Source organism: Chelativorans alearensis, assembly GCF_010993735.1.
Lineage (GTDB): Bacteria > Pseudomonadota > Alphaproteobacteria > Rhizobiales > Rhizobiaceae > Chelativorans > Chelativorans alearense.
The window spans coordinates 158,146-172,650 of sequence record NZ_WQNI01000002.1 but is presented as its reverse complement, the minus strand read 5'-3'; the positions used below and the strand labels follow the sequence as shown (position 1 = coordinate 172,650).

The 14,505-nt window shown below is 66.8% G+C and carries 12 protein-coding genes; 8 read left to right on the top strand and 4 right to left on the bottom strand.

Going from position 1 to position 14,505, the window contains the following annotated elements; all coding sequences use genetic code 11:
* Positions 1–2: 2 nt before the first annotated feature.
* From GPJ75_RS03625 to rpsP, 3 genes are read left to right on the top strand one after another with little or no spacing between them, the layout of a single operon-like run.
* Positions 3–341: a chorismate mutase gene (locus GPJ75_RS03625; RefSeq protein WP_163265237.1), complete on the top strand. Its 339-nt coding sequence runs from the start codon at positions 3–5 to the stop codon at positions 339–341.
* Positions 338–544 carry a GNAT family protein gene (locus GPJ75_RS03620; protein WP_163265235.1) on the top strand — a complete coding sequence of 69 codons (207 nt, stop codon included), beginning with the start codon at positions 338–340 and terminating at the stop codon, positions 542–544. Before GPJ75_RS03625 ends, GPJ75_RS03620 begins: the two co-directional genes overlap by 4 nt.
* Positions 545–568: 24 nt before the next feature.
* Positions 569–1,027, top strand: a complete 459-nt coding sequence (gene rpsP, locus GPJ75_RS03615) for a 30S ribosomal protein S16 (RefSeq protein WP_163265233.1) — start codon at positions 569–571, stop codon at positions 1,025–1,027.
* Between the two features lie 961 nt (positions 1,028–1,988).
* Here rpsP and GPJ75_RS03610 read toward each other — a convergent pair.
* A complete protein-coding gene (locus GPJ75_RS03610) occupies positions 1,989–3,743 on the bottom strand; it encodes a hydantoinase B/oxoprolinase family protein (RefSeq protein WP_163265231.1) in 1,755 nt (584 codons plus the stop codon).
* Between the two features lie 2 nt (positions 3,744–3,745).
* Complete coding sequence (locus tag GPJ75_RS03605) at positions 3,746–5,824, bottom strand: hydantoinase/oxoprolinase family protein (protein WP_163265229.1); 2,079 nt, start codon at positions 5,822–5,824, stop codon at positions 3,746–3,748.
* Positions 5,825–5,985: 161 nt separating this feature from the next.
* Here GPJ75_RS03605 and GPJ75_RS03600 point away from each other — a divergent pair, with 161 nt between their 5' ends.
* Entirely contained in the window at positions 5,986–6,813 is an 828-nt protein-coding gene (locus tag GPJ75_RS03600) for a ferredoxin--NADP reductase (protein ID WP_163265227.1), read from the top strand.
* Positions 6,814–6,930: 117 nt separating this feature from the next.
* On the opposite strand, the gene GPJ75_RS03595 is transcribed toward GPJ75_RS03600, so the two are convergent.
* Entirely contained in the window at positions 6,931–7,194 is a 264-nt protein-coding gene (locus GPJ75_RS03595) for a DUF1674 domain-containing protein (RefSeq protein ID WP_425483111.1), read from the bottom strand.
* A gap of 95 nt (positions 7,195–7,289) precedes the next feature.
* On the opposite strand from GPJ75_RS03595, the gene htpX reads away from it, so the two are divergent.
* From htpX to purH, 4 genes are all read left to right on the top strand, one after another.
* Positions 7,290–8,249, top strand: a complete 960-nt coding sequence (gene htpX, locus GPJ75_RS03590; protein WP_163265225.1) for a zinc metalloprotease HtpX — start codon at positions 7,290–7,292, stop codon at positions 8,247–8,249.
* Positions 8,240–9,625, top strand: coding sequence for an RsmB/NOP family class I SAM-dependent RNA methyltransferase (locus GPJ75_RS03585; protein WP_425483110.1), 1,386 nt, complete (start codon positions 8,240–8,242; stop codon positions 9,623–9,625). The genes htpX and GPJ75_RS03585 overlap by 10 nt, the downstream gene beginning before the upstream one ends.
* Before the next feature lie 83 nt (positions 9,626–9,708).
* Entirely contained in the window at positions 9,709–11,421 is a 1,713-nt protein-coding gene (locus tag GPJ75_RS03580) for a heparinase II/III family protein (RefSeq protein ID WP_205602465.1), read from the top strand.
* A gap of 78 nt (positions 11,422–11,499) precedes the next feature.
* Positions 11,500–13,113: a bifunctional phosphoribosylaminoimidazolecarboxamide formyltransferase/IMP cyclohydrolase gene (gene purH / locus GPJ75_RS03575; protein ID WP_163265221.1), complete on the top strand. Its 1,614-nt coding sequence runs from the start codon at positions 11,500–11,502 to the stop codon at positions 13,111–13,113.
* 4 nt (positions 13,114–13,117) lie between these two features.
* On the opposite strand, the gene GPJ75_RS03570 is transcribed toward purH, so the two are convergent.
* Positions 13,118–14,494 carry an MFS transporter gene (locus GPJ75_RS03570; RefSeq protein WP_163265219.1) on the bottom strand — a complete coding sequence of 459 codons (1,377 nt, stop codon included), beginning with the start codon at positions 14,492–14,494 and terminating at the stop codon, positions 13,118–13,120.
* Between the last annotated feature and the right edge of the window lie 11 nt (positions 14,495–14,505).

Genomic DNA, 14,505 nt, shown 5'->3' with positions numbered 1-14,505 from the left:
GGATGAACGCGGAGAAGGATTTTGCCAAGGCGCAGCTCCTGGAGCTGCGTGCGTCGATCGACAATATCGACGCCGCCCTCCTCCACATGCTCGCCGAGCGCTTCCGCTGCACCAAGGCGGTCGGCGTCCTGAAGGCGACTCACGGCCTGCCGCCGGCCGACCCGGCGCGCGAGCAGGCGCAGATCGCCCGGCTGCGCCGGCTGGCGGACGAAGCGCAACTCGACCCCGATTTTGCGGAAAAGTTCCTGAACTTCATCATCCGCGAGGTCATCCGCCATCACGAGGCGATCGCCGAGGAGCACGGCAACGGTGCACCGGAAAAGGGCGAGGCGCAGATATGACACCCGTGCTTGAAAGCGAGCGACTGGTCTTGCGCGGCTGGCGGAAGGACGACCTTCTTGGCCTGCCGCCGCTCATGAGCTTCGTCCATCCCGAGAACCTGCCGTCCCAGGCGGTAGTCGAAAGGCTGGGGGCGACACCCCTGCCGCCCACCACCCTGCGCGGCGAGCCGCGCTTGTGTTTCCGGCACGCCGTGCCGGCCTGATCGCCATCATCGAAAGGAAGAACAATGGCACTGAAAATCCGACTGGCCCGCGCGGGCTCCAAGAAACGCCCCTACTACCACGTCGTCGTGGCCGACGTGCGCGCACCGCGCGACGGCCGCTTCATCGAGCAGCTCGGCTCCTGGAACCCGACGCTGCCCAAGGACGCCGAGCGCGTGAAGCTCAACGAGGAGCGCATCAAGCATTGGCTCGACAACGGCGCCCTGCCGACCGACCGCGTGCTCCGCTTCCTCGACCAGGCGGGCCTTGCCAAGCGTCCCGAGCGCAACAACCCGAACAAGGCCGAGCCCGGCAAGAAGGCGCAGGAGCGCCTCGCCGCCGCGAAGCAGGCCGAGGAGGAGGCGAAGGCCGCTGCCGCCGAAGCCGAGGCCGCCGCCGAGACGCCGGCCGAGGAGCCTGCCGCTGCCGAAGCTCCCGCCGAGGCGGTTGCGGAGGCCGCCGAGAGCGAGAAGACCGAGGGCTGACGGCCACTCGATCGCGCGCAAAGACAAATGGCGGGCCTCGGCCCGCCATTTTTCGTTTGAAAGCAAGACGAAGAACAACCCAGCGCCGGCCTCCTGCAATATTCGCGATTGGCGAAAACAGCCGCGACAGCCAATCTCCCCCGTGTGGGGAGATGTCCGGCAGGACAAGGGGGCGCGAAGGGGCGCCGGCATTTCAACATTTCAAAAGAAGCCCACCCGCGGGCGTCATCCCGGAAGTCGGAGCGAAGCGGAGACTGTCCGGGACCCATTCCGGAAGGTGGACGAGTCACGGAATGCGGGCGCCCCTCACCTCAGCCGGCGATGCCTCCCCTGCGCGGGGATAAAATGCGGCGACAAAGAACCTTTCCTTCCCGACAAGCCATTGTTTTCATTCACTTCGGAAAAATTTCTCCAACTTTTTCGCGAAAAAATACGCCCCCCTCCCTAGCCGGCCCTTAAAATCCTCCCCATCGCCCTCACGGGAACCTTGGTCCGGACCGGGGACACGGGGAGGGCGGCGGAGACCTCTTCCTGCGGGCTGCCGGTGCCCGCAGGCGTGAGGGCCCGCGACAGGCCGGCGGTGCCGGGGTGCTGGGTGAGAGACAGCGCCACGGAGACCGCGGAGAAGCCGCTAGGGTTTCGTATGGCCCGGCTAAGACCACCCCGTAATTGGGTGCAGCCGGGAAAGATGGAACCCAAGTGACCGGCCGACCGTCGGGACAGCCTCCGGCGGGGCGCGTTGGACGCGCCTTAAAAAAAAATTGAGTGGCACGGACAACGCGCCCCGCTTCCCACGTTCCTTGACATAGCCCGGCGGGCAAACCCCGCGCGGCAACGGATAGGTGTGCCTTAAGGGCAGCTAGAGCAACTCCAGGAAAAGTGGGAACCGGTTTTCCGTTCGGAATTGCGAGAAAACAACGAATTATACCAGAATCATCGATTCCATGAGACGATGAACTGGTTAGCCCCGCCGCCGCGCCGTCGCCGCCTCGTCGATGGCGCTGCCGTCGGTGCTCAGCACCACGCCGAACAGCGCTTCGGCTTGGCTCGCCGTGTAGTACCCCAGCGCCACATCCCGCAACACCAGCTCCGGTTTGCGCTCGAACGGATCGCCATACCCGCCGCCGCCCGGCGTGCCGACGGACACGCGGTCGCCGGCATGGAGAGGAATGTCCTGCTCCTTCGACAAATGCGGCGGCACGTGTGCCTTGCCGTCGCGCCAGACCGTCACCGTGTTCACCGCCCCGTCGGCTCCGCCGAGCGCGCCTAGCGGCCCGGTACGGCCATGGTCCATGACGAAGGAAGCACGCGCCTCCCCGCGCAGGAGCTCTACCTCGTAGGCAAGCCCGAATCCGCCGCGCTGGCGTCCGGCCCCGCCCGAGCCCTCGCGCAGCGCGTAGTGCCGGTAGAGCACGGGAAAGGCCTGCTCCATCACCTCGATGGGCGGCGACTTGGAAATGCCGATGGTGGAGCAGCCGTTGGAAAGCCCGTCGTGACGGGCGTTGCCGCCATAGCCGCCGCCGGAGATCTGGTACATCACGAAGTCGCGCCCGCGCGCGGGATCGTGCCCGCCCAGCGCGAAATTGCCGCTGGAGCCGGCGGGCGCGGCCGTCACCTCGTCGGGCAGCGCCTTCACCATGGCGGAAAAGACGGCTTCCGCGATGCGCTGCGAGACCTCCGCCGCGCAGCCGGAGACGGGGCGCGGATAGCGGGCATCGAGGAAGGTGCCCTCCGGCCGCTTGACGAGGAGCGGATCGAAGGCGCCGGCGGAAAGCGGCACCTCGGGAAAGATGTGCCGCATGGCGAGGTAGACCGAGGAGAGCGTCGTCGCCAGCACGCTGTTCATCGGCCCGGTGCAGGGCGGGCTGGAACCGGAGAAATCGAAGGTCAGCGCATCGCCCTTCTTTTCGACCGCTAGCGCGATCGTCAGCGGCGCATTCACCACCCCGTCCGAGTCCACATACGCTTCGCCGCGATAGATCCCGTCGGGAATTTCGGTGATGCGCGCCCGCATCTGCGCCGCCGCCCTTAAGCGCAGTTCGGCAATCGCCATGCGCACCGTTTCGTCCCCGTAACGGTCCAGCACTTCCCCCAGCCGCTCGGCACCCACTTCGAGCGCCGCGGCCTGCGCGCGGATGTCGCCGATGCGCTGGTCCGCCACGCGGATGTTGGATGAGATGATGGCGTATATCTCGGGGTCGAGCACGCCCTTCTTGAAGAGCTTTACGGGCGGCAGGCGCAGCCCCTCCTGCTCCACCGCCGTGGCCGAGGCCGAGAAGCCTCCCGGCACCGCCCCGCCGATATCCGGCCAGTGCCCCGTGTTGGAGAGCCAGCAATAGATTTCACCGCCGCGCCACACGGGCATGGCGAACCGCACATCCATGAGATGCGTGCCGCCCAGATAGGGATCGTTGACGATGTAGATGTCGCCCGGCTCGGGCGGCGCCGTCACGCCCTCGCGAATGCGCTCGATCAGCGTGCCGGTCGAATATTGCATGACGCCGACGAAGACCGGCAGCCCGCCCGCCCCCTGCGCGATCAGCGAACCGTCTTCGGCCGAATAGATCCCGTCGGAGCGGTCGTTGGCCTCGGCGATGACGGGAGAGAAGGCGGCGCGGGAGAATACCAGGTCCATCTCGTCGCAAACCTGCTGCAACGCCGCCTGGATGACGGAAAGGGTGATGGCATCCAGCTTGGTCGCGCGCCTGCCCGTCATCGTCACACGCTCCTCACCGCGATGATAATATTCCCGTCGTCATCCATCGTTACCCGGTCGCCGGGCTCGATCACCGTCGTCGTATCGAGCTGCTCCAGGATAGCCGGTCCCTCGATGACGGCGTCGAGCGGCAGCTTTCCGCGGCCGTAGACGGGCGTGTCGTGCCAGGCGTCGTCGAACCAGACCGGCCGCCTCTCCAGCAGCGCCTCCTCCAGCCGCTGCATGCGGCCGGCGGGGTCGATCAGTGTGGCGAGATCGATCTCGGGCCGGACGCCGATGACGGACGTGTTGAGGTTCACCAGATTGGCGCGGATTTCCGGCAGCCGCACCTTGAAGCGGGCGAAGTAGGCTTCCTCGAAGAGCGCCTGCAGCGTCTCGCGGTCCACCCCGGGGCCGGGCAGCGGCACGTTCAGGAGATGCGTCTGGCCGACGAACTGCATATCGGCGGAATGAGCATACTCCATACGCTCCGGCCGCACGGTCTCCCCGGCGATCAACGCCTCGCCCTCCGCCCGCTGCGCCTCGAGCACCCCGCGCACCAGATCGAGATCGACGTCGGCCACCGGCCGGTTCACCGTGTTGACGAAGTCATGCCTGAGATCGGCCACCACGCAGCCGAGTGCATTGGTGATGCCTGGCCGTGCCGGCACCATGACGCGCGGGATGCCGAGCTCGCGGGCAAGCGCCGAAGCGTGCAACGGCCCGGCGCCGCCGAAGGCGAAGAGGGCGAAGTCGCGCGGATCGTGCCCCTTGCCGAGCGAGACCATGCGGATGGCGCCCGCCATCTTGATGTTGGCGAGCCTCAACACCGCGCCCGCCGCCTCCACCGCGTCGAGGCCCATATGCCGGCCGAGCTTCTCTGCGAAGACCCCCTTCACGTCGTCGACCGACACCGGGCTGTCCACCGACAGCAGCTTTCGCGGGTTCAGCCGGCCGAGCAGCAGGTTGGCGTCCGAGATCGTGGGCTCCATCCCGCCACGGCCGTAGCAGATCGGCCCCGGTACCGCACCCGCGCTCTCGGGGCCGACCTCTATCAGCCCCGCATCGTTGACCCTGGCGATGGAGCCACCGCCCGCGCCCACCGTGTGCACGTCGACCATGGGCACGTGGATGGGCATGGCATACTCGATCTCGATCTCGTTGGAGACCGCCGCCTGCCCGCCGCGCACCAGCGCCACGTCTGTCGACGTGCCGCCCATGTCGTAGGTGATCAGGTTCTCGACCCCCGCCCGCCGCGCCGTATAGGCGGCGGCCATGACGCCGGAAGCGGGGCCGGACATCACCGTCTTCGCCGCCTCGCGTGCCACATGCGCGGCCGAGATCATGCCGCCATTGCCGTTCATGACGAGGAAATCGCGCCGATAGCCGAGCATCTTCAGTTCGTCCGACAACCGAGCGACATAGCGTTCCAGGATCGGCTGCACCGCCGCATTGACGGCCGCCGTCACGCCACGCTCGAATTCCCGCGCCTCCGACAGGAGCGAATGGCCGGTGGTGATGTGGTCGTTCGGCCAGACCTCGCGTGCGATCTCGGCCGCGCGCAGCTCGTGCGCCGGATTGGCATAAGCATGCAGGAAATGGATGACGAGGGAGACGCAGCCGGCATCGAGCAACTGGCGCAGCGCAGCGCGCAAGCCCTCTTCGTCGAGCAGCTCCAGCACCCGGCCCGAGGCATCCATGCGCTCTGCCACTTCCAGCCGCAGATTGCGCGGGATGATGGGCGTGAAGGTGCCGGTCATACCATAGGCTTGCGGCCGGGTGCGGCGCCCAAGCTCGATCACGTCGCGAAAACCCCTCGTGGTGATCATGCCCGTCGCCGCCAGCCGGCGCTCCAGCACGGCGTTGGTGGTGGTCGTCGTGCCGTGCACGATGAGGCCGATCTCGGCCGCCGGCACGCCGGCCTGATGAAGCGCGTTCACCACGCCGTGGGCCTGGTTCTCAGTCGTCGTTGGTGTCTTGGCGACAGCGACGCGGGCCGAGCCGCCCCCACGCCCATCGACCAGCAGAAGGTCGGTGAAGGTGCCTCCGACATCGATGCCTGCTACGACATGGCCCGATTCTGCGCCGCTTTTCTCACTCATGCTGAAAATCCGGAATGCAAAACCTTTTTCCAGGCGGCGTTTTGGAATAGGTCTTTTCCACTAGGAGCTTGACCCTAAAATCATTTGTATACTAATAATCTTGTGAAGCAAGAGCGTGCTCGCAAGACAGGCTGGAACCGCGACGGACAAAGGATCAGTCCATGAACACTGCCGCCCTGCGCAACACCGAAGCCGTTCAGGCGCTGGAGTTCCCGATTCCCGCCGGCGTCTATGCCGAGCGCGTGGTTTCGGTGAAGCACTACACGGACCGGCTATTCTCCTTCCGCATCACGCGGCCGCAGAGCTTCCGCTTCCGCTCCGGCGAGTTCGTCATGATCGGCCTGCCGAACGCGGAGAAACCCGTCTTCCGCGCTTATTCCATCGCCAGCCCCAGCTGGGACGAGGAGGTGGAGTTCTTCTCCATCAAGGTGCCGGACGGGCCGCTTACCCAGCACTTGCAGAAGATCCAGCCGGGTGACACGGTGCTGATGCGGCAGAAGTCGACGGGCACGCTGGTCAACGACGCGCTGACGCCGGGAAAGCGCCTCTACATGATCTCGACGGGCACCGGCATCGCGCCCTTCGCCAGCCTCATCCGCGATCCCGAGACCTACGACAAGTTCGGAGAGATCATCCTCACCCACACCTGCCGCGATCTGGCGGAGCTGAAATACGGCGAGGAACTGATCGCCGCCACGCGCGAGGACCCGCTGATCGGCGAGCTGACCGAGGGCCGGCTCTTCCACTTCACCTCCACCACGCGTGAGGCCTCGCCGCGCATGGGCCGCATCACGACGCTGATCGAGAACGGCGAGCTCTTCGAGGCGCTTGGCACGAAGCCCTTCGACCGGGCAGAGGACCGCGTGATGATCTGCGGCTCCATGAACATGCTCAAGGATGTGAAGGCGCTTGTTGAAAAGGCCGGCCTCAAGGAAGGCTCCAACGCCGAACCCGCCGATTTCGTGGTGGAGCGCGCCTTCGTCGGGTAGGCATTTCCAGGAAAAGCGGAAACCGTTTTCCATCCGGAACTGCGGCAAAACAAGGAGTTGGACCAGGTCATCGATTCCATGAAACGATGACCTGGTCTGGGCGGAGCCCCAGACGGCTCAAAAATCGCTGGCGATGCCTTTGACTTCCCAGTCGCCGTAGCGGGCGGGATCAAGTCCCTTCCGGCCACCGATCTCGCGTGGCGCCTGCATTTCACGCTCCGCCTGCTGCCGGCGCCGCTCCTCCGCCTCCTTCAGCGCACGCTCGGCGGCGGGCGGCAGTTCACGGGATCTCGCGGTCTTGTTCGTGTCTTCACTCACAGGCTTCATTCCGTCGCGCCCGAAGGCACATTTGTTGAATATGCATCGTTGTCTTCCCATCATATAGGCGAAAGGATCGCCGCCGTAAAACCGCGGCGGAATGGATGCATGCGCCCTTACCTGCCTTGGCCGGTCGGGCGGCGAACGGAGCCACTGGCATGAACATGATTCGCACGGCAATGCTTCTGGCGTTCATGACGGCGCTCTTCATGGGCGTCGGCTATCTCGTCGGCGGGACGGGCGGCATGGCGATCGCCTTCGTCATCGCCGCCGGCATGAACCTTTTCGGCTACTGGAACGCCGACAAGATGGTGCTCAGGATGCACCATGCGAAAGAGGTGGACGAGCGCACGGCACCGGAGTTCTACCGCATTGTCCGCGGCCTTGCCGCGAATGCCGGCCTGCCCATGCCGCGCGTCTATGTTATCGACAACCCGCAGCCCAACGCCTTCGCCACCGGCCGCAATCCGCAGAATGCCGCGGTCGCGGCGACGACGGGTCTTTTGAGCCGCCTGTCCCCGGAGGAGGTGGCCGGCGTCATGGCGCATGAGCTGGCGCACGTGCAGAACCGCGACACGCTGACAATGACGATCACCGCCACGCTGGCCGGTGCGATCTCGATGCTGGGCAATTTCGCGCTCTTCTTCGGCGGTGGCCGCAACAACAACAATCCGTTCGGCTTCATCGGTGTGCTTGTCGCCATCATCGTGGCGCCGCTGGCGGCGATGCTGGTGCAGATGGCGATCAGCCGCACACGCGAATACGCCGCCGACCGGCGCGGCGCGGAGATCTGCGGCCAGCCGCTGTGGCTGGCCTCGGCACTCGGCAAGATCGCGCGCGGCGCGCAACAGATTGTCAACCAGGATGCCGAGCGCAACCCGGCCACCGCGCACATGTTCATCATCAACCCGCTCTCCGGGCAAAGGATGGACAACCTCTTCTCCACCCATCCCGCCACGGAAAACCGCATCGCCGCCCTGCAGGCGATGGCACAGGAAGCGGGACTTGGAAGTGAGATGCCCTACGAAGAGCCCGGTGCCGGCGGACCCTGGGGCGGCGGCTCCGCGGCTGGCCCATGGGGCCGCAGCTCCGGTGGCCGCAAGGGCCCGTGGTCGTGAAGGCCGCCAAAGCGTCTCTTTCGCGCAAGACACCGCAAGGAAAGCGCCCGGGACCGCGGGTGGGCGAGGACAAGCCCGGCCTTGCCGCCCGCCGCACCGCCGCCAAGCTGCTTGGCGCGGTGATCGACGCCCGCACGCCGCTCGACGCGCTGACCGACGGCGAGCACGGCCACCCGCAGTTCCTTGCCCTTGAGCCGCGTGACCGCGCGCTCACCCGCGCCATCCTGGCAAGCGCGCTGCGCCATCGCTGCACCATAGAGAAACTGGTAAGCGAGCGGCTGCAACGCCCTCTGCCGGCGGGCGCCCATGCCCTGTCGCACATCCTGCATGTCGGCGCGGCGCAAATCCTGTTCCTCGACGTGCCGGACAGCGCCGCCGTCGACCTTGCCGTGACCCAGGCCGGCGCCGACCCACGCACGGCACGCTTTTCGGGACTGGTGAACGGGATCTTGCGCAACATCGCCCGCCACAAGGAGGAAGCGCTGCCGCGCGCGCTGTCGGAGGCCAGCGATGCCCCCGCATGGTTCGCCGAGCGCTTGGCCGCCGCCTATGGCGCCGAGCAGGCGGACGCGATCGTCAAGGCACACCGGCTGGAGCCGCCGGTGGACTTCACCGTCAAATCCGAGCCCGACCTTTGGGCCGAGCGGCTGGGCGGGCGCGTGCTGCCCAACGGCTCGGTACGCCTCGAGCGGCTGGCGGCGCCGGTGCCGGAACTTCCTGGATATGCGGAAGGCGCCTGGTGGGTACAGGATGCCGCCGCCAGCCTGCCGGCACGGCTCCTGGGCGCTGTCGCGGGGGATGCCGTGGCAGACCTTTGCGCCGCCCCAGGCGGCAAGACCGCCCAACTCGCCCTCGCGGGCGCCCGTGTGACGGCGGTGGATCAGTCCGCAAATCGCCTGAAACGGCTGAGGACCAATCTGGAGCGGCTCAGGCTTGAGGCAGGTATCGTCGAAGCCGATATTCTGACATGGCAGCCGGAACGGCTTTTCGACGCGGTGCTGCTCGATGCGCCCTGCTCTTCCACCGGCACCGTGCGCCGCCATCCCGACGTCGTCTGGACCAAGACGCCCGCGGACATCGCCAAACTGGCGGATTTGCAGAAACGGCTTCTCGAGCGTGCACTTTCCTTCGTCCGTCCGGGCGGCACGGTCGTCTTCTCCAATTGCTCCCTCGATCCCGCCGAAGGCGAGGCGCTGGTGGCAGGCCTCATCGAGCAAAGAAACGATGTAGTGCTCGACCGGATCGGACCCGAAGAATTGCCGGGCGCGGAGCATTTCATCACGCCGGAGGGCTGGCTGCGCACGACACCTGCCGGACGGGATGGCCTCGACAATGTTGACGGCTTTTTCGCCGCGCGCCTACGGCGTTTGAGGTAGTAACATTTCTCCTTCGCACAAACCGTTGAATCACTTAGACTCTTGATGGGGGCGGGAGGTATTTCGAGGAATAGGTGCGTTCGTTGACGATGGCCGGCGGCTATAGTCCGCTATTGTGGAACCTGGCGATGCGTGAGGGCTGGCGGCGGCTTCGCCGGCGGTTGCGCGCTGGGCCAGCCTATCGTTGGCGCTATACGGGGCGCACGCCCGAACGCGTGTTGATCGCGCCGCCGGACCTGCGGCTGGCCGACCCGGAGATCGCCCGCGAGATCTATCATGGGCGGTTCCTGCTTTCCGGCCAACTGGTGGAAACGGGCGGCCAGTCGCCGTTTCATCTGCAGGTCCGCAACCAGGCCTGGCTGGAGAGCCTGCACGACTTCCGCTGGCTGCGTCATCTCAACGCCGCCCAGTCCGAGCTTGCCGCCGCCAACGCTCGCGCCCTGGTTGCCGACTGGATCGGGCTCCACGGCCGGCGCATCACGGGTCTCGCCTGGGCCCCCTCCATCACCGCGCGGCGCATCATCGCCTGGCTGCAGCATTCGGCCGTCGTGCTGCAAGGGGCGGATCTGGCCTTCTATCGCCAGTTCCTGAAGGTGCTCGCCATCCAGGTGCGCTATCTGCGCTCCATGGCGCCGGAGATGCCGGACGGCGAAGAAAAACTGCGTGCCCGTGTGGCACTCGCCTTCGCCGCCCTGTCGCTCCCCGCGCCGGTCTCCGCCCTCCGCTCCGCCACGCGCAATCTGGGCATCGAGCTCGACTGGCAGATCCTGCCCGACGGCGGCCATATCTCGCGCAACCCGCGCGCCGTCATGGAGCTTCTGGCCGACCTCCTGCCGTTGCGTCAGACCTATGCGAACCAGGCCGAATCGCCTCCCGACGCGCTGGTCGGCGCCGTGGAGCGCATGCTGCCGGCCCTGCGCTTCTTCCGCCACCGCGACGGCAGTCTTGCCCGCTTCAACGGCATGGGCGTGACCATCCACGACCGCGTGGCGGCCATCCTGCGCCATGACGATACGGGCGGTGCGCCGCTCTCCCAGGCGCCCTATTCGGGCTACGAGCGGCTGGCCATGGGGACGACGACGGCGATCGCCGACACCGCCGCACCCCCGCCGCCGGAGCTTTCCAACCACGCCCATGCCGGCTGCCTTTCCTTCGAGATGTCGTCGGGGCGGCACCAGTTCATCGTCAATTGCGGCGTCGACAGCTTCGGCGCCGAGGCCTTTCGGCCGCTGGCCCGAGCCACCGCGGCGCACTCCACGGCAACGCTGGACGACACCTCCCAGGCGCGTTTCGCGCTGTCGAGCGGCTGGGACGACTGGATCGGCACGCCGCTCATCAGCGGCCCGCGCAAGGTGGAGCGCCGGCGCACGGACACGCCCGACACGCAGGCATTCGCCGCCAGTCACGACGGCTATGTGCAGCGCTTCGGTCTGTTGCACGAGCGCGAGCTGGCGCTCTCGCAGGACGGCGCGCTTCTTGAGGGGCTCGATCGATTCCAGGCAGCCAACGGCTATTCGGCCGGACAACCCTGCGCCGTCGCCGTGCGTTTTCACATCCACCCGGACATCGAGCTCTACCGCGACGATCAGGGCCTGCTCATCCTTGCTGGCGAAGGCACGGATACCTGGGTGTTCTCCTGCGATGACGTGGAGCCCGTGGTGGAGGAGTCGATTTTCTTCGCCGCCGTCGCCGGCCCCTGCCGCAGCCGACAGATCGTGCTGCATTTCTCCGCACCGGAGCTGCCGGAAGTGCGCTGGCAATTCCTACGCACCCACAGCATCGCGGAGCGGAATTGACACTGCGACCCAGCGGCGGCTTGATTTGAGCGTTCTCTGTGCTAGTCCAGCGGCCTGCCCACGGAAGAAAGCACGTCAATGACCGTTTCCGCCAAGAACATCCCCGCGCCCGACATCGTGCCCGTCCGCCGGGCGCTGATCTCCGTTTCCGACAAGACGGGCATCGCCGACTTCGCCCGCGCACTGGCGGACAGAAGCGTCGAGCTAGTCTCGACGGGCGGTACGGCGGCGGCCTTGTCCAAGGAGGGCCTTGTCGTGCGCGACGTCTCCGATCTGACGGGCTTTCCGGAGATCATGGACGGGCGGGTCAAGACCCTGCATCCGTCCGTTCACGGCGGCCTTCTCGGCATCCGCGACGACGCGGAGCACAAGGCGGCGATGGAGGCGCACGCGATCCAGCCGATCGACCTCGTGGTCATCAATCTCTACCCCTTCGAGGACGTCCGCTTCGGCGGTGGCAATTACGCCGCCACGGTCGAGAACATCGATATCGGCGGCCCGGCGATGCTGCGCGCGGCAGCGAAGAACCACGCCTATGTCGCCGTTGTCACTGACCCGGCGGATTATGAAAAGGTGCTGGCGGCGCTCGGTGAGAACGACGGTGCGCTGCCCTATCGTCTACGCCAGGAGCTGGCGGCCAAGGCCTATGCCCGGACCGCCGCCTACGATGCGGCAATCTCGCAATGGTTTGCCGAGACCCTTTCCGTCCCCACGCCGGAATGGCGCGCTTTCGGCGGGCGCCTGAAACAGGTGATGCGCTACGGCGAGAACCCGCATCAGGAGGCGGGTTTCTACGTCACGGGCGAGCAGCGGCCGGGTGTAGCCACGGCGCGCCAAGTGCAGGGCAAGCAGCTCTCCTACAACAATATCAACGACACCGACGCCGCTTTCGAGCTGGTCTCGGAATTCGACCCCGACAGGGGCGCCGCCGTCGCCATCATCAAGCACGCCAACCCCTGCGGCGTTGCCGAAGGCGCCTCGCTCGCCGAGGCCTACCGCAAGGCGCTCGCTTGCGATCCCGTCTCCGCCTTCGGCGGCATCGTCGCGCTGAATCGGACGCTCGACGCCGAGGCGGCTGAAGAGATCGCCAGGATCTTTACAGAGGTCATCATCGCGCCGGATGCCAGCGAGGAGGCGATAGCCGTGATCGCCGCGAAGAAGAACCTGCGTCTGCTCCTGACCGGCGGCGTGGCCGATCCCCGCCAGCCGGGACTCAGCGCCAAGACCGTCGCCGGCGGCCTGCTCGTGCAGACCCGCGACAGCGGCGCCGTCGACGACCTGGAACTGAAGGTGGTGACGAAGCGCGCACCCAGCGAGAAGGAGATGGCGGACCTGAGGTTCGCCTTCCGCGTCGCAAAGCACGTGAAGTCGAATGCCATCGTTTACGCGAGGGGTCTTGCCACGGTGGGCATAGGCGCCGGTCAGATGAGCCGCGTCGATTCGGCCCGCATCGCGGCGCGGAAAGCCGAGGACGCAGCCGAGGCCGCTGGCGGCCAACTGCTGACCAAAGGGTCCGTGGTGGCCTCGGACGCCTTCTTCCCCTTCGCCGACGGGCTTTTGTCGGCGGTGGAGGCCGGCGCGACCGCCGTCATCCAGCCCGGCGGCTCCATGCGCGACGAGGAAGTGGTCGCGGCAGCCGATGAGCACGGCATCGCCATGGTTTTCACGGGGATGCGGCATTTTCGGCATTAGGGCGCTAGGCGGCCGTCGCGTCCCGACTGCTTCTCACGAAGGGCAGGAGCACCAGGCCCAGAACAAAAAGCACCAGGATCGGTGTCACCCCCAGCCGTTGCGCGTCTTCAGGGGAGAACGCGCCGCTGGAGAAGTAGGCCGTCGCTGCGGCCACCGATAGCGGGCCGATGAAGGTGGTCGCCTTGCCGGAGAGCGCATAAAGCCCGAAAGCCTCGGTCACCTGCGCCCGCGGCGCCTGATCGACCAGGAGCGTGCGCGAGGCGGCTTGAATGGCGCCACCGGCTGCGCCGATGAACGCGCCGGCGATGAAGAACAGGGTAACGGGAAGCTGCGAACCCGCCGTGCCGAGTGGCACGAACAGGACTTCGCTTCTGGTGGTGGAGATGACCAGCAGGCAGCAGAGGCTCAAGGTCAGGATCGAGATGCTGACCACCGGCTTCGGCCCGTATGCCTGGTCCATACGCCCGCCAATCCAGGCTCCAAGAGCGCCCGTGACGTTCGCCAGGATACCAAACAGGCCGATCTGCACGATGGACAGGCCGAGCACGCCGGCGGCGTAGATGCCGCCGAAGGCGTAAAGGGCGTTGAGAGCGTCTCGGTAGAACATGGACGAGGCAAGGAAGCTGAAATAGCTGCGCTCCGACGGCAGACGGCGAAGCGTCATGCCGAGCTGGCGCAGCCCCTTCCGCACGGCGCCTGTCGCGCTGCGGCGCGGCTGGTCGGGCGTGAACAGGAACATCGGCAGAACGAAGACGACGTACCACAGTGCGGTGAAGGGGCCCGCCGCCCGATCGCCTTGCCGTGTTTCCGCGTCGAGGCCGAAAACGGGCTCGACGCCCAGAAGCGTACGCCCGCTGTCCGGCGAGGCGGCCATGAAGCCGAGCACCAGCACGAGCGAGACCAACCCGCCCAGATAGCCCAGCCCCCAGGCCGAGCCGGACAGCCGGCCGAGCTCGGCGCGCGGCACGAGGCCGGGCATCATCGCATTGTTGAAAACTGCGGCGAACTCCATGCCGAAGACGGCGACCGACACAAGCACGAGGACCGGCCACAGGTTCTCCATACCCGGCGTTGCCAACCAGAGCCCGGTGCAGGCCACAACACCGATTATGGAAAAGCCGAGTATCCAGGGCTTGCGCGGTCCCGATGCGTCGGCAATGGCGCCGAGCACCGGCGAGGAAAAGGCGATCATCAGCCCGCCGATACCGGTCGCCAGCCCCCACAGCTCCTGACCGCGCGCCGCGTCGGGCGCTACGGCGGAAGCGAAATAAGGCGCGAAGACGAAGGTGACGATGAGCGTGTGAAAGGGCTGCTGCGCCCAGTCGAAGAACATCCAGCCCCAGATGCCGCCGCGGCTGGCCCGCGTGACCGCCCCTTCCATGGTCGCCCCTG